The organism is Arthrobacter sp. 05T423 (genome assembly GCF_056396245.1).
On record NZ_JBFTLC010000010.1, the window covers coordinates 56,575 to 75,771 of the forward strand.

The 19,197-nt window shown below is 59.2% G+C and carries 13 protein-coding genes; 10 read left to right on the top strand and 3 right to left on the bottom strand.

All coding sequences use genetic code 11. From position 1 onward, the window contains the following. Positions 1–138: 138 nt before the first annotated feature. The 3 genes from AC1DFE_RS10050 (at position 139) to AC1DFE_RS10060 (ending at position 3,383) form a co-directional block, all read left to right on the top strand. On the top strand, positions 139–819 hold the full coding sequence (locus AC1DFE_RS10050; protein ID WP_476905749.1) for a TetR/AcrR family transcriptional regulator: 681 nt from the start codon (positions 139–141) through the stop codon (positions 817–819). 75 nt (positions 820–894) lie between these two features. Next, positions 895–1,845 (top strand): alpha/beta hydrolase, encoded by a 951-nt coding sequence (locus AC1DFE_RS10055; RefSeq protein WP_476905750.1) that lies wholly within the window; start codon positions 895–897, stop codon positions 1,843–1,845. Between the two features lie 608 nt (positions 1,846–2,453). Next, complete coding sequence (locus AC1DFE_RS10060) at positions 2,454–3,383, top strand: bifunctional methylenetetrahydrofolate dehydrogenase/methenyltetrahydrofolate cyclohydrolase (protein ID WP_476905751.1); 930 nt, start codon at positions 2,454–2,456, stop codon at positions 3,381–3,383. A 1,576-nt stretch (positions 3,384–4,959) separates the two neighbouring features. On the opposite strand, the gene AC1DFE_RS10065 is transcribed toward AC1DFE_RS10060, so the two are convergent. The 3 genes from AC1DFE_RS10065 to AC1DFE_RS10075 form a co-directional block, all read right to left on the bottom strand. Next, positions 4,960–7,113 (bottom strand): amylo-alpha-1,6-glucosidase, encoded by a 2,154-nt coding sequence (locus tag AC1DFE_RS10065; RefSeq protein WP_476905752.1) that lies wholly within the window; start codon positions 7,111–7,113, stop codon positions 4,960–4,962. Between the two features lie 399 nt (positions 7,114–7,512). Further along, positions 7,513–8,976, bottom strand: coding sequence for an APC family permease (locus AC1DFE_RS10070; protein ID WP_476905753.1), 1,464 nt, complete (start codon positions 8,974–8,976; stop codon positions 7,513–7,515). A gap of 183 nt (positions 8,977–9,159) precedes the next feature. Then, the gene (locus AC1DFE_RS10075) at positions 9,160–9,345 is read right to left on the bottom strand and encodes an SDR family oxidoreductase (RefSeq protein WP_476905754.1); all 186 of its coding nucleotides are present in this window, start codon (positions 9,343–9,345) and stop codon (positions 9,160–9,162) included. A gap of 826 nt (positions 9,346–10,171) precedes the next feature. Between AC1DFE_RS10075 and AC1DFE_RS10080 the strand changes: the two genes are divergently transcribed. The 7 genes from AC1DFE_RS10080 to AC1DFE_RS10110 all read left to right on the top strand — a co-directional run bounded on the left by AC1DFE_RS10080 (position 10,172) and on the right by AC1DFE_RS10110 (position 19,070). Next, positions 10,172–10,939, top strand: a complete 768-nt coding sequence (locus AC1DFE_RS10080; RefSeq protein ID WP_476905755.1) for an IclR family transcriptional regulator — start codon at positions 10,172–10,174, stop codon at positions 10,937–10,939. A 36-nt stretch (positions 10,940–10,975) separates the two neighbouring features. Continuing rightward, positions 10,976–13,009, top strand: coding sequence for a hydantoinase/oxoprolinase family protein (locus AC1DFE_RS10085; protein WP_476905756.1), 2,034 nt, complete (start codon positions 10,976–10,978; stop codon positions 13,007–13,009). After that, the gene (locus tag AC1DFE_RS10090) at positions 13,006–14,652 is read left to right on the top strand and encodes a hydantoinase B/oxoprolinase family protein (protein WP_476905757.1); all 1,647 of its coding nucleotides are present in this window, start codon (positions 13,006–13,008) and stop codon (positions 14,650–14,652) included. The genes AC1DFE_RS10085 and AC1DFE_RS10090 overlap by 4 nt, the downstream gene beginning before the upstream one ends. A gap of 59 nt (positions 14,653–14,711) precedes the next feature. Then, positions 14,712–16,052 (top strand): MFS transporter, encoded by a 1,341-nt coding sequence (locus AC1DFE_RS10095; RefSeq protein ID WP_476905758.1) that lies wholly within the window; start codon positions 14,712–14,714, stop codon positions 16,050–16,052. 50 nt (positions 16,053–16,102) lie between these two features. Beyond that, positions 16,103–17,431 (top strand): aspartate aminotransferase family protein, encoded by a 1,329-nt coding sequence (locus AC1DFE_RS10100; protein ID WP_476905759.1) that lies wholly within the window; start codon positions 16,103–16,105, stop codon positions 17,429–17,431. Beyond that, entirely contained in the window at positions 17,428–17,823 is a 396-nt protein-coding gene (locus AC1DFE_RS10105) for a RidA family protein (protein WP_476905760.1), read from the top strand. Before AC1DFE_RS10100 ends, AC1DFE_RS10105 begins: the two co-directional genes overlap by 4 nt. A gap of 77 nt (positions 17,824–17,900) precedes the next feature. Then, entirely contained in the window at positions 17,901–19,070 is a 1,170-nt protein-coding gene (locus tag AC1DFE_RS10110) for an aspartate aminotransferase family protein (RefSeq protein WP_476905761.1), read from the top strand. Positions 19,071–19,197: the final 127 nt, after the last annotated feature.

Consider the following 19,197-nt stretch of genomic DNA (forward strand, 5'->3'; position numbering starts at 1 on the left):
AGGTACCTCGTCAATCGGTGTAATGCATCTCACACAGTGCCAAGATCGAGCATGCAAGAGCGGCAGCTGAGGAAGTATGCATCTCCGATACGATGCCTACAACAATCACTCAAGATGCTTCAGCCAAAGGACGGACCGTTGACCCTGCCCCTTACGTCGCAACAAGAAGCTTCTGACGACCCGGAGCTCAGCGAGATAATGGCGGCACTGGCTCGTGCCAGCGCCGGCTCAAGCGGTGAACGCGGCGACACCAGGGAGCGTCTTCTCGCGGCCGCTATGCCCGCCTTTGCCACCGAGGGCTTCCGTGCAACAACCATCAGAAGCCTTGCCTCAGCCGTCGGAATTACCCCCGGTGCCGTATACGCCCACTTCGATTCCAAAGAGGCAATCCTCTCGGCGGCTTTGGCCAGAACCTACCGGAAGTTTCTCTTAGATGTCGTAATCCCCCAAGACGCCGAGGGTGCTGGAGCGCGGTTCGATGGACTGTGCAGAAGGCACATGCTCTTTCAGATGGAAAACTCAGAAATCGCGTCGGCCAGCGACATGCTGCTGCTAAACGAAATGGTCCTACAAACTGCCGACCCCGAAACGGTGCAGGTCATCCGACGCGCTAAAGCCGCCTATTTTGATCGTATCTACCAGGAGGTTGTCCGCCTTGACGCCGGCCCAGGCGGTGTGCAGCTAAAGGTGAAGACGAGGGTGGTTCTCGTCGTGTGCGATTCATTGAGCGCCGAACCTCGAGCCGAGACATCAGGCTTGGACCGGAAGGCCGTGCTCGATCAGTACATGCGAGTTGTGCGGGGCATCATCCGACCCTGAAACCCTAGCCCGGCATGAGTACGTACTGTACCATCTAAACAATCGTTCATTCAATGAGAGAGGCAGTCGAGGGCGATGGCGGTCAGTAGTGAGCAAATCGAATTCAACGTAGATGGATCCTTGGTGCGGGGAACTTTTTATACTCCCTCGAGCGGCAGTGCTCCCTTCCCGGTGGTGGTGATGGCCCATGGTTGGGGGATGGTCTCGGGGGGCGACCTTGAAGACTACGCCGGAGCCATTGTTGGGGCCGGCTTCGCCGCACTCACCTTCGATTTCAGGCACTTGGGCGCCAGCGGGGGCGAACCAAGGCAGGATATCGACCCTTACCGCCAGATTGAGGACTACAGAGCGGCCATCAGCTACGTGCGTACACGCCAGGAAGTTGATGGTGAACGCATCGGCGTCTGGGGCAGCAGCTACAGCGGAGGCCATGCTCTCGTTACTGCTGCCATTGACCGACGCGTCCGATGCGTTGTGGCCCAGGTTCCAACTATCAGCGGCTGGCGTGCGGCACAGCAGAGGGTGTCCGCAGGAGACCTTGCATCGCAACAAGAATGGTTCATCAGGGACAGGGAGGCCCGGTTCGCTGGAGCCAACGGGCAGACACTCACCATGATTAGTGCCGATCCGTCTGAGAAAGTCGCATACCCTGGCGAGGAGTCATACGACTACATGTCAGCCCAAGGCAAGATCTGCCCGAACTGGCGCAACGAGGTTACAGTCCGTTCTCTCGAGCTTGCCAGGACATACGAACCCGGAGCTTATATTCAGCGGATTGCTCCCACTCCCCTGCTCATGATCATTGCCGACGCGGACACCACAACGCCCACGGCCTTGCAGCAGGATGCGTATCAGCGCGCCCATCACCCGAAGCGCCTTCTTATGGTCCCCGGGGGACACTACTCGGTGTACACGGAGCATTTTGAAGAGACCAGTAAGGCCGCCGCGGAGTGGTTCGGCCGTCATCTGGAAAAAGCTCCAAAGAAGCATTGGAGTGACGAAGAGGCATCGCTGGTTGCCGGCTAAAGCAACACCGGGTTGGGCACCTCTCCGTCAATTCCGACAGACCAACTGGGCCCCGACATCGCAGATTTACAGCAAGTAGCCAAATGGAGGAGAAATGAAGCGGCGAGATGCTCTCGCAAGAAACGCAGTCTGAGGAGAATACCCCGATGACTGGGCATTACTGCCCGGAAAATCAACGTGAGCTGGACGAGGACGGCGTCTCCGGACCTTGTCTGCTGGGCATGATCAGTTTGTCAGGGTTACTGTAGCGACCCAGCCGTGCCGGGAACACGAACTGTCTAGGTCGCACTGGATGAACTGAACCCGGTATCTCTCCACGACGGAACCGTCTACTGCAAGGGTGGACCCGAGGAGCGAATGACGAGTGGCAGTTATGGCCACTCCCTCCATCGCTCTTCAGCATTGCCACCGCCATCTCCGAGGTCCAGTGCAGAGGCGCAAACCTCCCCCCATCGTGGTCTCACGGCGGCCCTTTACGACCGAAGGGCGAGGGACTCCGTGACTAATAGCCTCGTCCGGACCGAGATGGGTTTGATTCGAACGGCCTTTCAGGCGGGAATCTGTCCTGCGTGAGAGCCACATTGACCACCAGATTGAAAGGCTTTCCCATGACGGAAAACGTACTTGAAGCAACGACCCAGGCCATTGGCCCCGACCGGATTCTTGATGGTAAATCCACCGCCGGCGTCATCAAGGCAGAACTGCGCCGTCGCGTTGCCAAGCTGAAGGCGAAAGGGGCCACTGTCGGGCTCGGGACGGTCCTCGTTGGCGATGATCCTGCAAGCCGCTCCTATGTGGCCGGGAAACACCGGGACTGTGCGGAGGTTGGAATTGAGTCAATCCGCCGGGATCTTCCAGCAACTGTTTCCCAAGCGGAATTAGAGGCTGTATTGGAAGAGCTCAATGAGGACCCGAAAACAACAGGCTACATAGTCCAGCTTCCGCTGCCTGCCCACATAGACCAGAACGCCGTTCTCGAAAAAATTTCTCCCAACAAGGACGCCGACGGGCTCCATCCGACGAACTTGGGGCGCTTGGTGTTGAACGTAGGGAGTGCTCTCTCCTCTCCCCTGCCCTGTACGCCCAATGGCATCGTGGAACTCCTGACTCGGCACGGCATCGGCCTCAACGGCCTCGAGGTGCTTGTTATAGGGCGCGGCGTAACGGTGGGTCGTCCGCTAGGGCTCCTCCTAACGCGACGGGCCATCAATGCAACCGTTACTCTGGCTCACACAGGTTCAACCGACCTTCCGAAGCTGATAGGACGGGCAGACGTTGTAGTGGCCGCTGTTGGCGTGCCAGGGATAGTCCAGGCAAGTCAGCTGAAGCCAGGAGCCATCGTCTTAGACGTAGGAGTCTCGCGGACCGTTGATGAAGTAACCGGCAAGGCTACACTCAAGGGGGACGTGGGCCCTGAAGCAGGGACCGTAGCCAGCTGGATTTCACCCAACCCCGGTGGTGTGGGGCCAATGACGCGGGCAATGCTCCTGGTCAACGTCGTTGAGACCGCAGAGCGCAAGTCAGGCCCAGAGGAGTGATCCAGGGCGAATAAAAGCGCCCTTCAACGGCCCCAACACGGGAGCGCCGACTTAGGCCTATTACCAAAGGTTGAATGCACAGGCAGCCAGAACATTGCGGACACAAGGCCCTCATCGCCAACCGTGATTTAGGAACTCCAGTCATGCCCACTGACACGCTTGTCGCAGAATTTCAAGCCAGCACTCCGAACGAGCGGGACCGTTTACTCGACAGCGCCTTAGCAGTAGTTGATTCCGTAACATCCATAGACCAATGACTCGGCGTCCTCGTAACCCGCCATGACTTTCGCCGATTTTCCGTATGGCTCACAGCCGACGTTACACACGGAACGATCGAGGAACGCGACTACGCACGTCGTCGCTAACTTTCCCGAAACTCGTTCACATTAGTCGGACCATCCCTGGGCAACTTCAACAGCTGAAGAAATGATGATCGATATAATCAGGGGCGTTCAGGTGTACCAACCCAACGGCTGTCGAGGGTTGCCCCGGCCTAGGGGAGAAACGTTAGATCCTGTGCCAGGGTAGAGAGGTGAACGTCCATAAGATCTGCCATCTGCCATTGACCTAGGACGGTCTCCGCCGGCCAACTCCACAGCACCCACAGCTGAGATGGGGATTCATGTAGGCACGCTGTCAACGGCGCTGTCAGACTGAACCACACCCCAACCTGACACTGCTGCCATGAGCCTTGCCGTGGCGGCGCATAGGTCTGGAGATCACCGGTCAGTACGTGAAGTCAGATGCGGAATGGGGTGATCCCTGCCCTGCCCGGGGCTGCTGACGCACGGGAAGAGCATCGATTTTGACCAAGGCGCGGTACACCGCGACGAGAATCATGATGTACCCGGCCACGGTGAGGAGTAAACCAACGGCAGCGATGATCAAGCCGATTACCAATCCCCCGCGATTTGCGTTCCCGGTATAGAGGACAGCGACGTTTGGGGCGGCCATGACTGCTCCAAGTGCAGCGAGGACTGGGCCACCAATGGCCATCAGAACCCCTGCCTTAAAGATCCCTGCCGAACGCTCGAACCGCATCATTCCCCCATTAGATATTCGTGACTAGGGATAGACAACAGTTGGCGTTCACTCGGTCTTGAAACGCTTGGTGTGAACAAGTCCCACTTCGTGCGAACTGACACGATGTACGCCGGGTGTGGATCCAAAACCACACAGGCTCACTTCAGCTGACGAAATCACCATTATCGGCGTTCCAAAACGGCCGGGGGAGTGCCGGCGAAAGGGGCTGTTTTCTGCCTGGATTTCGCGGCCTTTTCTCTCTCGAGGCTGTGGGAGTCAGAACTATTCAGGCAGCGTCCGGTTCACGGCGGGGATGTCCAGGGAGACAGGGTCAAAAGGCGCATCGGACCCGGTCATGCCGGCCACCCAAGCGGCATGGTCGGATGTGACGGGTCAGCCAACGCGTCCATAATCTCCTCGTAGCGGGGAGATCCTCCGGAATCTTCCAGTGGGCCACGCCTAGCCCACCAGGCGACCTGCGGCGAGGACGACATCAGTGGTCCCGTCGCGAATTCCCGACAAGGGTCCTCCCAAGTCGGGGCTCCAGCCTCATCTACTTCTCGTTTCGCGGCCTGTCCTGTTCCATCAAATCGCCCACCCACGGCAGGTAGCCTCGGTGGAAAGCCATTCCTGCAGGTAATCCTTGGATGGACACATCCGACCCGGAAATGTCGATGGTGATCGGACCAGCGCCCATCGGCGCGTTGGTGATGTGCAGGTCGCCATAGGAATCTGGAAGCACAGGATCAATCCATACTCCCCCTTGGGAAACGTCCGGGTCGTAGCGCATCAGAGTTGTCACCAGCATGATGGGTGTTGTTGCTGCCCAGGCCTGCGGCGAGCATGCTGTGGGGTACGGCACGGGGGTGGCAAACTGCTCCCGGCTGAAGCCACAGAACAGTTCGGGCAGCCGTCCCGCCGAAAACTCTGCGGCCTCCAACAAGGCGGTGGAGACTCGCTGCGCTTCCGCGACAAATCCATAGCGCATGAGGCCAACCTGGATGATCGCGTTGTCGTGAGGCCAAACAGAACCGTTGTGATAGCTGGCAGGATTGTAGGCGTCCATATCGGAAGCCAGTGTGCGTATGCCCCAACCGCTGAACATTTCCGGTGACATCAACCGCTCCACCACCACCGGTGCCTTGTCGGCGTCAATAATGCCGGTCGTCAGGCAATGGCCCATATTGGAAGCGCAGGCATCCACGGGCCGTTTGTCTTTGTCCAGTGCTACGGCATAGTAGCCTTTGTTCGGCAACCAGAACTGTTCGTTGAACTGCCGCTTCAGGCGGGCCGCCTGCTCCCGCAACTCGGCCGCCTTAGCCGAGTCGCCAGCTTCATGGGCCATCCACGCTGAGGCCAGAAGAGCGCCATATACGTATCCCTGTACCTCGCAGAGCGCAATGGGCGGCTCGGCAAGGGTTCCATTAGCGAAGTTAATCCCGTCCCAAGAGTCCTTCCAACCCTGATTGATCAGCCCTCGATCGTTCAGGCGTGCATACTCGACGAAGCCGTCTCCGTCTTTGTCGCCGTAGTCCTGAATCCAGGACCTGGCCCGCTCAGCATGAGGCTGGAGCGCGGCGATGCTCTCCTTGGCAAACCCCCAGCGGCTCACTTCGCCCAGCACCACGAGGAATAACGGCGTGGCATCCACGCTGCCGTAGTAAACCGATTTCCCGCCCAAGGCTAATCCGCTGGATACGTCTAGCCTGACCTCATGCAGGATCTTGCCCGGTTCCTCCTCGGTCATCGGGTCTACCACCGTACCCTGCCGCTGTGCCAAGGTTTGCAATGTGCCAAGGGCCAAGGAGGGATCTACCGGGAGTGCCATTGTCGATGCCCACAGCGAGTCCCGTCCGAACAGGGTCATGAACCAAGGCGCCCCGGCAGCCACCACCACCCGGTCAGGATGTTGCGGATCCTCGATCCGCAAAGCCCCGAGGTCGTCGTAGCTGCGTCGAAGAGTCCGCTCGATTGAGCGATTTCCCATTTGCAGCACTGGTATTTTGGCCACCCACTCCAGCCGACGGCGATCGCGCGGGGACAACTCGCCCTCGTCCCGATGCTCAAAGAGCGAGACACTGCCCGCACTGTCCGTTCCCGGGACCACGCTCACCTGCGTCGTCCAGTGGCCGTGCCGTGGGATGCTCACTCTAAAAGTTAAGGCTTCAGCCTCGACTATGGCTTCGTCAGCGTGAATGACTACAGCCTTAACGACGTCCTGCCACGCTGCATGGATAATCAACGAGTGCCCGTCCAATTCGCGGCTTTCAGCCCAGCGACGTTGCACCCTCGCCTCTTTGACTTCGAAGAGATCCGCAAAATCAGATTCGACGATCAGTGTGACCACGCACTCGGCGGATTGTCCCGAGTGGTTCCGAATGGTGATCTGCTCCAAGATGCCGGTGCCGACTTCCCGCAGTCGTTCTACGATCAGCGGGCTCTCCGCCTGCCCGTGAATGCGCGGGACGCGGCCCGCGAAAAGCGCCCGGTAGGGCTCCTTCGTTTCTGCCGCCAACGGCTCCAGCGACTGCCCGTTCACCTTAAGATTCCAGCGCGAGAGGATGCGCATGTCCTCATAGAAAACACCGTGCGGGTATTCGGGGAGGATGTCTCCGTTGGTTGAGGAAATGCAGAAGTTGGATCCTTCGACCAGCGTGACTGTCGCGCCTAGTGGCCCGGCTGCTGTATCAGCGTTCCATCCTGCCATCGCAGGCTCCTTCGTGTTTACACCGACGGTTCGCCCAGCAAATCTAAAGTTTCGAGCCGATCTCCATCGGTTGCAACGAAGCTACTCCTGTCAGTCCCCAGGTGCCAGACCGCGCATTGACTATCTGAAGAGAGGTCTTCCACTCCACGGCCACCGTGCCCTTCTAAGGCTTCAGCGGACGCTACTTACTCTCTCGTTCTGCATCCCCTGCATCGCCACCACCAATCGGACGAAAAAGATACAAAGCATGAGGCCGGGCCGGAGGTCGGAACTGCTGCCTTTTGCGGCAGCGGCTGAGCATTTCTGCATTTGAAAGTGCCAAGATTTGTCCGGCCTCGCCCTCGCGTCGGCGCCCGGGAGCCCGCTAGCCTCGGGCGCCGTCATCAACGCCGATTAGAATCAGTCGACTTTCTGTCGGCCAAGCCGCGCGTAGATGTCGGGGCGCTTGGAACGAAGGAAGAACGCGTAAACAATGCCGCCAAAGAACAATGCAAAAGTAAAAGTCATAAAGACTACGGTCATGACCGCTGAGCCGCCAATGAGTTCGGGGTAGTTGGTAATCGCCAAGTAGGTAATCGCACCCAGGAAGATCACGCTGATGAGAGGTGCAACGATTGTCTTCCAGACCGACTCCGGCGCGAAGCTGCGCCGCCGCAGGAAGTACACGAGCACCGCGAAGCTGGTAATGAACATCAGAAGCAGCACAGCGAAAGTCCCGCTTCCACTCGCGATGGGATAAAGAGTGTCCGGAGAAACACCCAGAACGGTAAAGATCACTGTTGCCACTGCCCAGATCAGGCCTACGGCAAGGGCAGACACGTAGGGGGACTTATGCCGTGGGTGTACGCTTCCCAGGATTGACGGAAGCGCATGGTCGGTGGCAAGCGAAAAACTGTACCGGGCCGCGATGTTCTGAACGGACAGCATGCACGCCAAGACGGAGGTAATAAGCAGGAGTACGGCCACATCGGCGAAGATTTTCCCGACCAGGGAGGCGACGGCGTCATTGAAAAGATTCACGGTATTGGCCTCTGCCGCCGCTTGCACCTTATCCGGGCCCAGAAACGCAATGAAAGCCCAGGCCGCAACAGCGTAGAAGAGACCAATTCCGACGACGGCCAGATACGTCGCACGCGAGATTGTCTTATCAGGATCTTTCACCTCGTCGCGAAAAATGACGGTGGCCTCGAACCCGAAAAAGTTACCGACAGCGAACAGCAGAGCCAGGCCCACGGTTGCATCCGACACCGACGGGAGGGCGAAACCCGCTTCCTGCACTGCATGCAGTCCGTTTGTTGAGAACGACACAACGTCAAAGACGACGATGACGGCCACTTCCAGAAGCATCACGACCGTCAGTAGTTTTGCCGAGAGATCGATGCGGTTGTAAGCAAGAAAGGTCGTGGCGGCGGTGATGGCAAGCGCGTACCAGTACCACGGGATGTCCGGACCGTTCAGGGTCTTGAGGACGAAGCCCTGCAGGGTCACGCCGAAAAACGAAGGTGCGAAGAATCCGATGAAGATGTAACCGAAGAGTGCAAGAAAAGCACCTCCTAGACCGGCCGGCTTACCCAAGCCGGCGGTGACAAATGAGTAGAAGCCGCCAGGACCCTGGACACTTCGGCTCATCTTCACGAAACCAACGGAAAAGATCAACAGCATCAGGGTGACCAGAACGTAGATGGCTGGAGCCGTCTGACCGCTGAACATGAGCAGCACGGGCAGGGTGCCGGCGACCGTCGCCAACGGCGATGAGAAAGCGAGGACGTTCATCACGAGCTCCACCACCCCCATGTTGCCGCTGAGGCGATCCGCTTCGGTAGGACGCGCCGTCTTCGGGGCGTCGATGATGATGTTAGTCATATGTTCCTCGTCACTAAATTGTGAGTGCTGAATCACATTAGCGACGGCCGGCACCATAGCGGTGTGCCAACTTGGGACAGCGGACGTAGGGAGCACGGTGCCCCTCGGGTCGGTGACAAACGGTCACATCCGATTGCTTGCCCGCCCCGTCACCGACGGGGCGGGCAAGCAAGCTGGAATGGCTTACGCCGCGGTATAGGCCCCGTCCACTACCAATTCGCTACTACTCATGTATGACGATTCGTCTGAGGCGAGGAACAGCATTGAGGAGGCAATCTCCTCCGGACGTGCCCACCTGCCGGAGGGGAAGCTCTCCGGCGGCAAGAACGTGCCGGGTTCGGTGCCGTTAAGGTGCGTCCGTGTGCTCATGCGCTCATAACTCATCGATGAGAGACAGACAGGTTCTATCAGGGACAGTTGTTGCTGGTGAACCGAAGATTGTTTTTCTCTCTTGAGCCCCACAGCGCCGTTCCCGACGTTCCCGACTTCGATCTGCTTGAGTATGGCGCTCAGGCCGGAGTAGGCAGCTCAGCTGTTGAGCACCTCGCCATCGCCGCTTCCAGGGCCAGTCGACTACGTCGCGCCCTTGTCATTGGTTAACGGAATCTCCATTATCGACGTTCGATCTGGGCGCTCACTAGGCTAGAGCATCCCGCATCTGGTTACCACTCCGCCGGTTCGGGCAAGCCGGCTCTTGGTGCCGGGAGGAGATCCTGACGACATCTGCCGTCTTCCCCTGACCCGTCGATGGCGTCACGCTAGCTTGACTTCATGGACGCGCCGGGTCGGTCGGGTAAGCCCTCAGTAGCGGTGATCTTCACGAGTTGCTCAAAGTGTGGGAAGACTTCAACCGCGGCAAGACTTGGCGCGAAGTCTCTGCCACTGGCAGTGACCAGGCGCCGGGCAGCGGCAGTACAGTTCCTTGCCGAGGTATCGGAAGTCGCAGCGCTGGAGGCGCTGGGTGCGAACGTGAAGGTCGTCGAACTCCTCACGGCCAGGCGCTGAGACGTCTTCAAATCCCTAGTGAGACCGGCGCAACGTGGGCCCAGGCCGACGAAGCACTGGGAAGCACGAACCAAGTCCCCATGACTTCTACCGCCGCAAGATCGAAGAACATGCGGCGAAAGCTCTTGACGTGTGAGGGCAATCACTGCATGATTTATCGGTATTCGCATTATACGAAGGGTGTTCGCATATGTCAAACAACACGTCGAGAACGTCCAGCACGGTGGCTACCGCACTCCGTGTACTCAGGATCCTCAGCGAGCACCCCGAAGGGATTGGCGTTAGCGAGATGTCACGCAAACTTGGCGTAGGACGAAGCACCGCGCACATGCTCCTGTCTACTCTTCTGCAGCAGGAATTCGCCTTTCAGGATGAGGACAGCTTGTATTTCCTTGGCCTAGGAGCCTTCGAAGTTGGCGCCGCGGTGCCTGATGCGGCTCGCTTTGGAGGGGCCCTCCTTGGACCCATGAGGTCGTTGGCAGATTTGAGCGGTGAAGCTGTCTCGCTGGCCATACCCCGCAACCGGGACGCAATCATCGTTCAGCGCTTCGAAACAAAGCATGTCTTGAGGATGGACATTCGCGTAGGCACCAGGATGCCCTTGATCAGCTGCGCGTCCGGAAAGGTGCTGCTGGCTTCGATGTCTGAGGTAGAGGTCGACAATCTCTACCCGGAAGAGGAGCTCCCGGCGGTGACCAGCCTCAGCGTCCGTTCAAAGACCGTTCTTAAGTCCAGGGTTCTACCGGAGGTTCGTCGGCAAGGTTTCGCGGTCACCGAAGGCGAATATGCCGAAGGTATCGATGGTGTTGCTGCCGGGATCGCTGACTCAAGTGGCGTTCTCGTTGCCGCACTCAGCGTCGCCGGACCCAGTAGCCGCTTCGTCATCGACCAGTGGGTAGAGCCTGTCCTCCAGGCCGCGGATGCTATGTCGCAACTGCTGTCCAGGGAGAGCGCATAACAAGCACGAGTTCAAACATAGTTAGGGAAGAACCACATGGAAGTCATCGCAGGAATCGACGTCGGCGGCACGTTCACAGATGTTGTGTTGCATGATGCTAAAGAGAACCGCCTACGCATTGCCAAGGTATTTTCGACTACGGGACAGCAGGCGGAAGGGCTTGTCGCAGGGCTGCACCAGCTTCCTGTACCTGTGGCTGAGATGGACGCGGTCGTGCACGGCACGACCGTGGCTACCAACGCCGTTCTTGAAAGGAAGGGAGATCGCTGCGCCCTGATTACGACAAGGGGATTCCGCGACGTTCTCGAACTGCGCCGACGGGACCGCCCAACTACCTACGGGCTGACCACAGGCTACACACCGATTATTCCCCGAAGCCGATCCATCGAGGTCGATGAGCGGATTGACTCCCACGGCCGCATCCTGACACCGCTGACCGATGCAGCAATCGGGGAAATCGCGGAGAAGCTCAGGGGCTTGGACGTTGAAAGTGTCGCCGTTTGTTTACTTAACAGCTATGCAAACCCGGCCCATGAGCGGCAACTCATCGACAGGCTCAGCACGCTGCTGCCCGGCGTCAGTTTCAGCGCCTCCCATGAGCTCTGCCCCGAAGCCGGAGAGTTCGAGCGGGCAAACACAACAGCAGTCAATGCCTTCGTCAGCGCCACCATGAGCCGGTACCTGCACAGCGTCCAGGACAGGCTCGAAACCGAAGGTTTCCGGCACGAAGTCCAGGTCATGCAGTCCAACGGCGGCCTCATCCCGGCCCGACGCGCCGGCCGTCTCGGCGCCCGGACGCTCTTGTCTGGGCCAGCTGCCGGAACAGTGGCTGCAGCTGACTTCGGCGCGGCGGCCGGCCTCACCGACGTCATTTCCTGCGATATGGGCGGCACCAGCTTTGACGTCGCTCTCATTCCCGGTGGCGATCCCTCCATCACCTCCGAGAAGAACATCGACTACGGCATGCCTATCAAACTGCCAATGATCGACATCACCACCATCGCCGCCGGGGGCGGCTCTCTGGCCTCCTTGGACCGGGCCGGAATTCTCCAAGTGGGGCCCGAAAGCGCCGGATCAACACCCGGTCCGGCCTGCTACGGCCGAGGCGGCACGAAACCCACCGTCACGGATGCCAACGCAGTGCTCGGCCGAATAGCTCCAGACCAGCAACTGGGAACCGAAGACGGGTTCACCATCGACCTGGCGGCGGCACGAACAGCCATCCAAACTGAAATTGCTGATCCCCTTGGCCTGAGCACCGAAGCTGCGGCGTTGGCGATCATCCGTATCGCCAACGAAAAGATGGCCAGCGCCATTCGAAGCGTCAGTGTCGACAAGGGCCACGATCCCCGGAAGTTTGCATTGGTTGGTTACGGCGGGGCGGGTCCCATGCACATTGTTGAACTTGCGAAAACCGTCGGAGCCACCACTGTGCTCATCCCACCCTACCCAGGGGCCCTCAGCGCATACGGATGCCTCATCGCCGATGCCAAATACGACTATGTCACTGCCCTCAACGCGACGGTTGAAGGGACGAACCTGGACGAAACGGTCCAGGGTATCCTCAGCCAGCACGCCTCTGACGGCAAAGGCCTGCTGGCCTCCGACGGCTTTGCTCCTGAAGCCATCGCAGTAGAACATTTCGCCGACATGAGCTTCAGCAAACAGCGCTACACGCTCCGCATCCCGCTCGGGGACCGGCAGCACGATTGGACCGCGAACGAGCTCACCGATGCTTTCCTGAGCGAGCACGCCAAGACCTACGGAGGCCGGCACCCCTCACGCAATATCAAGCTCGTCAACCTCCGCACTGTCGCCACGGGACAACGTGCCCTGCCATCGCTGGCGCCGGCGCAGGCCAAACAGATGCATCAGCCCACCAAGCGGAGCATCAACTTCACCGGCGAACCACAGATGGTCGACGTTCTGTCGCGGGACTCCCTCGTTGCCGGTCAATCCCTGGAAGGACCACTCGTGATCGAACAAACCGATACCACCATCATTCTGCCGCCAGGAACAGTGTCCACTGTCCATGACAGCGGCTCGATCATCGTGGAGGTAGCACGATGAACATCACCGAAGTTGATCCGCTGTCCCTGGCCGTGATTCGCGGACGGTTGGAGCAGATCGCCGACGAGATGGACACAGTCTTCGAACGCATGGCCTTCTCCCCCGTTATTTCCGATGCCTGGGACCGCGCTGACGGAATTTACTCCGCCACGGACGGCTCCATGATCGTCCAGGGCATCAGGGGTCTGCCCATCTTTGTGGGCACCATGCAATACACGGTCGCCAGCGTCCTGAACATCGTGAAGGAACCACGGCCGGGCGACATCTATCTCGTCAATGACCCCTTCGCCGGGGGAACCCACATCATGGACACCAAACTCGTCAGGCCCTACTTCTACAGGGGCAAATTGTTCGCCATGCTTGCGAACACGGGACACTGGACTGATCTCGGCGGCCGCGTCCCGGGTGGCTTCGCCGCTCAGGCCAGCGATTGCTACCAGGAAGGACTGCGGATTCCGCCCGTTCGTCTCTTCGCCGACGAAACTTTGAATACCGACATCCTCGCCATACTGCAAACCAACTCACGGCTGCCCGATGACATCATGGGCGATGTCGAAGCGCAGGCCACCGCACTGCGGGTCGGAGATGAACGGCTCACCGAACTGCTCGACGAATACGGCCCGGAACTCGTCTCCAACGTCATTGACCTGCTCCGGGAGCGCTCTGCCCGTCAAATGCGCAGCTACATCAGTGACATACCGGACGGCACCTTCGGCTTCACCGAGCGCATGGACAATGACGGCATAAACGACACTATGCTAGATGTGTCGGTCCGCCTCATCGTCAGCGGCGATGAAATGACCATCGACTTCAGCGAATCCTCAGCGCCTTGCGAAGGGCCGATGAACTCGGTCTACGCGGCAACCGTATCCAGCGCCATCGTGGCCATCAAGCACGTCTTCCCGGACATCCCCATCAACTCGGGGATCTTCGAACCCCTGAAGTTCGTTATCCCCGAAACAGTATTCCTCAACGCCAAACCTCCCCGCCCGGTCGCTGGCTGTGCAGCTGAAACCAGCCAACGCATCATCACAGCGGTCATGGGAGCCCTTGCCGGAGCGATGCCGGACCGCGTACCGGCGGGATCCTCAGCCACCTCCAACAACCTCTCCATCGGCGGTGTGGACGAAGACGGCGAGCAGTTTGTCATGTACACCTTCCTTGGAGGAGGATATGGCGGCCACAAGTCCGGCGACGGACTGTCCAACGGCTGCTCCCTGATGAGCATCGGGTTGATCCAGTCGGTTGAGACCCTGGAACAGCGCTACCCCATCCTGGTACGCCAATACTCCCTCAGGGACGGATCCGCCGGCGCGGGAACTTTCAGGGGTGGTCTCGGCGTCCACTTCGAATTTGAGTACCGCGGCAAGCACGGCAGGGCGAGCCTGCTCGGCGATCAAGCCAAGACGGCACCCGTCGGTCGTGAGGGCGGCCAGCCTGGGGCGGCATCCGCCCCATGGTTCCGGCTGCAAGGACGGACCGTCACCCTTCCCATGGTCAGTAAAGGCGAGAACGTGCGGATCTCCCAAGGCGACACCATCTGCATGCTGACCCCTGGCGGAGGCGGCTATGGGGACCCATTGCAGCGCTCCAAGCAGGCTGTCGACGAAGACATTGCCAACGGCTACACGATCTCCATCTAGCGCTTCAACCCAGCAACACAACAACCTTTTGCACTTTCGGATCCACTACTGGAGGCACCATGCCTAGCACCGAGCAACACAACCTGGGGGAAACAAAAGCACTTCGACGGGCCATCACAGGAAGCCTTGTGGGCACGTCACTTGAATGGTACGACTTCTTTCTATACGGCACCGCCGCAGCACTGGTCTTCGGGGAGGTATTCTTTCCGTCCTATGAGCGGCTGACCGGCACCCTCTTATCCTTCATCACCTTTGCCGTGGGTTTCGCTGCACGCCCCGTCGGCGCTGCAATTGCAGGACACTTCGGGGACAGAATCGGCAGAAAAAAGGTTCTGCTGGCAACCATCATGTTGATGGGAACATCCACGATTGCCATCGGCCTGCTTCCCAGCTACGCCACCGCCGGCATTATCGCTCCCATCCTTCTGGTCATCATCCGGCTCATCCAAGGACTTGCCCTCGGCGGAGAATGGGCCGGTGGTGCGCTCATGATCGCAGAACGCGCACCAGCAGCCCGTCGGGGCTTCCTGACAAGTTTCGTTCAGGTCGGCGCATCAATCGGCAACCTTCTCAGCACGGGCGTACTGCTTCTGATGTCAGCACTGCTCACCCGTGAAGAGTTCGTCGCGTGGGGCTGGCGCGTGCCGTTCCTGCTCTCGGCGATCGTTGTTGTCGTCGGCATCTATATCCGCCTGAAAGTCACCGAAACGCCGACCTTCAACGCACTCCAGCAAATGGGGGAAGTCAGCCGCTCCCCCGTTCTGGAACTGTTTCGCAATCAACCCCTTGATATTCTGCGGGTCATCGGCATCCGCGCCGGCGCCGACATCATGTTCTACCTTCTGATCACGTTCCTGCTCACCTACCTGACGCAGACACTGGGTCTGCCCAGCAGCATCGGGCTCACCGCAGCGATGCTCGGGGCGGGCATGCAACTGATCACCTACCCCTTGTCGGCAGCGCTGAGCGATCGGTTCGGCCGCAAACCTATCACCTTAGTCGGCGCCGTCGGGGCGATCATCTGGATGCTGTTTTTCTTCTTCCCACTGGTAGATACCAAATCAGTGGCACTCATCATCGCAGCGGTTCTGGTAGGCCTGGTATTCCATTCAGCCATGTACGGCGTCCAGGCCGTATGGATCTGCGAGCTCTTCGACGCCAAACACCGTTACAGCGGAGCATCATTGGGTTACCAGCTCGCCGGCATCGTCGGCGGCAGCCTCGCCCCCACAATCGCCATAGCGCTGCTCCAGCTCTTCGGGTCAAACATCGCGATCACCGCCTACGTATCTATAGCCCTGGCGATCGTAGCGATCACCGCAGCATTCACCCGCGAAACCCGCGGAATCAAAATGAACGAACCCGACGCCGACCACGAAACCGCCACCGTACATACGTAAAGACGCTCGGGTGGCTCCAAAGGAGGCCCCCGACTCACAAAGGAAAAAACATGAGCACCAGCCACCTCGACGCGCTCGAAGTCCAATGGCTCGAAATCTATAACCAACGCAACGCCCGCTCCTATCAAGCCAACCAGTCCGCACAAGAATTCATCGCCAAAGGCCAGCGAAACCGCTTTAACTCAGGGATGCCCTACCCCGTGTACATACAGTCGGGAAGCGGATCCCGATTTACGGACCTGGACGGAAACACCGTCCTCGACTGCAACGCCGGATGGAACGCAAGCTTCATGGGCAGGGCTCACCCCGCAGTAACGGCAGCCGTTACCAAGGCAATGCGCGACATTGGTGCTCCGGGTGGGGCCATGCACCCATCACCAGTCCGTGACGAATTCGCTGAACTGCTCTGCGCCCGCATCCCCGGAGCGGAAAGAGTCGTCTTCGCACCATCAGGGTCAGAAGCCAACACCTATGCCTTGCGACTGGCACGGGCCTTCACCGGACAACAGACAGTAATCCGTGTCGCAGGCGGATTCCACGGCCAGCACGACGCGTTGCTCGGCGAGCAATCCTCGAAAGCCGGAATTTCTCCAACTGCCCATAACAACATCATCACAGTGCCCTTCAATGACATCCCGGCAGTTCAGGAGGAAATGCGGCGCCACCAGGGAAACGTTGCCGCAGTGATCGCAGAACCCATGATGACGATCCCCGGGGCAATACACCAGCGGCACGGATACCTTCAGGGCCTACGGGATGAAACACAGAAACACGGCGTCCTGCTTATCCTCGACGAAGTCATCACAGGATGCCGCTTCGCGGTTGGCGGTGCAACAGAGTACTACGGTCTCGCCTCCCCACCGGACCTTATCGTCATGGGCAAGATGCTTGGAGGAGGACTCCCAGTCGCCGTCGTCGCCGGCCGCGCGGACGTCGTTGAGCAGCCCATCAGCGCTTCCAACACCCACGCGCAAAACCCGGTCGCCCTGGCAGCAGCAGTTGCAACGCTGCAAACCACCACCACTGCCGTCTTCGCGGAAGCGGCCGCCAAAGGCGAAATGCTGCGCCACAGTCTTCGAGAACTTGCCGAGAACCTCGGAATTTCCCTTGCCGTCACCGGCGATGGACCATGCGCCGGGCTGCACTTCTCCAATGAGGAGATCGTCGACTACGCAACCGCCGAGCGGGCCGATCACAGGCTCTGGCGCCTTATGTGCCTCGGCCTGGCAAACCAGGGGCTGGGCTTAACCAGCCGGACCTTCGGTCCCACCGCCGCCTGGAGCGACGCAGACCTCGACACCGCACTTGACGCCTTTGAGTCAACCCTGACAGCCATATCAAAAGCGCACAAACACGACCTCCAGGCGGTACGGGTATGACAACCACTGCAACCAGAACAGAGGTAACCAGCACGGCGGTCCCGGCCCCCCGGGGTCACTTCTCACACGCCGTCACGGCAGGAGATTTCGTCTACGTCTCCGGGCTTCTGGCCTTGGACGAGAGCGGTCTCATCCCAGACCCGGGAGACATTGAGGCGCAGACCATCAGGATTCTCGAATCTCTGGAATCAATCCTCCACGCAGCAGGGTCCGCCCCAGCCGCACTCATCAAGCTGACTGTGTATGTCACTGACATAGCACAACGTTCCACGGTGAGCGCGCTCAGGGCCCACCGATGGCCGGATACGAAACCCGCCAGCACTCTGGTTGAAGTGAGCGGCCTGGCGGCTGACGGTGCAGTTATTGAAATAGACGCAGTAGCCATCCGCTAATGCGGTGTTCCTGACCGACATCGTMGGTCAGGAACACCGCCCCAGCCCTAAACACCGAATATGAAGTGACTAAGTAGATGCCAATAATCACCAAGGAAAAATCCAACCTCATCGCCCGCGCAAAGAAGGTCATGCCCGGGGGCAACACCAGGTCGACGGTATATGTACCTCCGCATCCCCCTTATGCAGTCTCGGGAAGCGGTGCTGTAGTAGTCGATGAAACAGGAAAATCCGTTATCGACTGCAACAATAACTACACGTCATTAATACACGGGCACGCTAAGGAAGAGGTGCTCGACGCCGCCCTCAGCGCTGCCAAGCGGGGAACGGCGTTCGGTTTGCCCACGAAATACGAAGTGAGTATGGCGGAATGCCTAGCTGAACGCACCGGGATTCAGCAGTGGCGGTTCTGCAACTCCGGCACCGAGGCAGTTCTTATGATGTTGCGCGCTGCCAGAGCGTACACGGGAAGGGATGTCATCATCCGTTTCGAGGGCAGCTACCACGGGACTGGAGATGAAGTCACTAATGGGGGCACGCCCGGGCTGCCGACGTCGATTCAAAATTCGGTAATTGTTCTCCCTCAAGGAGACGTTCAAGCGCTGACAGACACGCTGCACCGACATGGAGATAACATTGCGGCCGTTCTTATCGACCTGATGCCCAACAGAGCAGGTCTGCGTCCAGCCAGCCCTGAGTTTGTAAAGGAACTCCGCCATCTAACGTACCGGTACGGGGCACTCCTGGCGATCGATGAGGTTATCAGTCTCCGGCTTCATTCGGGCGGATTCCACAAGCACTATGGAGTGGAACCGGACCTTATCTCAGCCGGCAAGATCATCGGCGGCGGATTTCCCGCCGGTGCCCTCGGCGGAAGCCGGAAAGTCCTCAAAACGTTCAGGCCGGATAAGAACAGCAGTGTCGTGTGGGGTGGCACCTTTACAGCCAACCCTGTGACCATGGCTGCGGGTCTGGCCGCCATGCAGTTGTACGATGCGGCAGCCGTGACGGCGTTGAACTCCGCTGGAGACCGTCTCCGCACCCAGCTGCAATCCGCAGGGGTAGCTGTAAATGGGTTTGGTTCTCTCATGCGCCTGCAGATCCAGGACACCAAGTCTCTCTGGTGGAACCTTTACAACAACGGCGTATTGGCAGGGACCAACGGGCTGCTGGCGCTTTCAACTGCCATGACAGAGGCCGAACTTCAGCATATCGGCGAGGCCGCTATGTCCTGCATGAATCAGTGATATCGCGATGGCAAGCAGGGAAAACGAGCTCTGGCCGCAGCCAACGCAGTCTCCAAAAAAGGGAGGTTGGCACTGGCGGCCACCGCTTCCTTGTGGTCGCAAGAGCCGAGGGTTCGACTGATCTCGA

Bases quoted from the DNA above. Each gene is read 5' to 3' on its own strand.
- AC1DFE_RS10065 (WP_476905752.1), bottom strand. From the start codon at position 7,113: ATGGCAGGATGGAACGCTGATACAGCAGCCGGGCCACTAGGCGCGACA.
- AC1DFE_RS10060 (WP_476905751.1), top strand. From the start codon at position 2,454: ATGACGGAAAACGTACTTGAAGCAACGACCCAGGCCATTGGCCCCGAC.
- AC1DFE_RS10105 (WP_476905760.1), top strand. From the start codon at position 17,428: ATGACAACCACTGCAACCAGAACAGAGGTAACCAGCACGGCGGTCCCG.
- AC1DFE_RS10090 (WP_476905757.1), top strand. From the start codon at position 13,006: ATGAACATCACCGAAGTTGATCCGCTGTCCCTGGCCGTGATTCGCGGA.
- AC1DFE_RS10055 (WP_476905750.1), top strand. From the start codon at position 895: ATGGCGGTCAGTAGTGAGCAAATCGAATTCAACGTAGATGGATCCTTG.
- AC1DFE_RS10095 (WP_476905758.1), top strand. From the start codon at position 14,712: ATGCCTAGCACCGAGCAACACAACCTGGGGGAAACAAAAGCACTTCGA.
- AC1DFE_RS10075 (WP_476905754.1), bottom strand. From the start codon at position 9,345: ATGAGCACACGGACGCACCTTAACGGCACCGAACCCGGCACGTTCTTG.
- AC1DFE_RS10080 (WP_476905755.1), top strand. From the start codon at position 10,172: ATGTCAAACAACACGTCGAGAACGTCCAGCACGGTGGCTACCGCACTC.
- AC1DFE_RS10110 (WP_476905761.1), top strand. From the start codon at position 17,901: ATGCCAATAATCACCAAGGAAAAATCCAACCTCATCGCCCGCGCAAAG.
- AC1DFE_RS10070 (WP_476905753.1), bottom strand. From the start codon at position 8,976: ATGACTAACATCATCATCGACGCCCCGAAGACGGCGCGTCCTACCGAA.
- AC1DFE_RS10085 (WP_476905756.1), top strand. From the start codon at position 10,976: ATGGAAGTCATCGCAGGAATCGACGTCGGCGGCACGTTCACAGATGTT.
- AC1DFE_RS10100 (WP_476905759.1), top strand. From the start codon at position 16,103: ATGAGCACCAGCCACCTCGACGCGCTCGAAGTCCAATGGCTCGAAATC.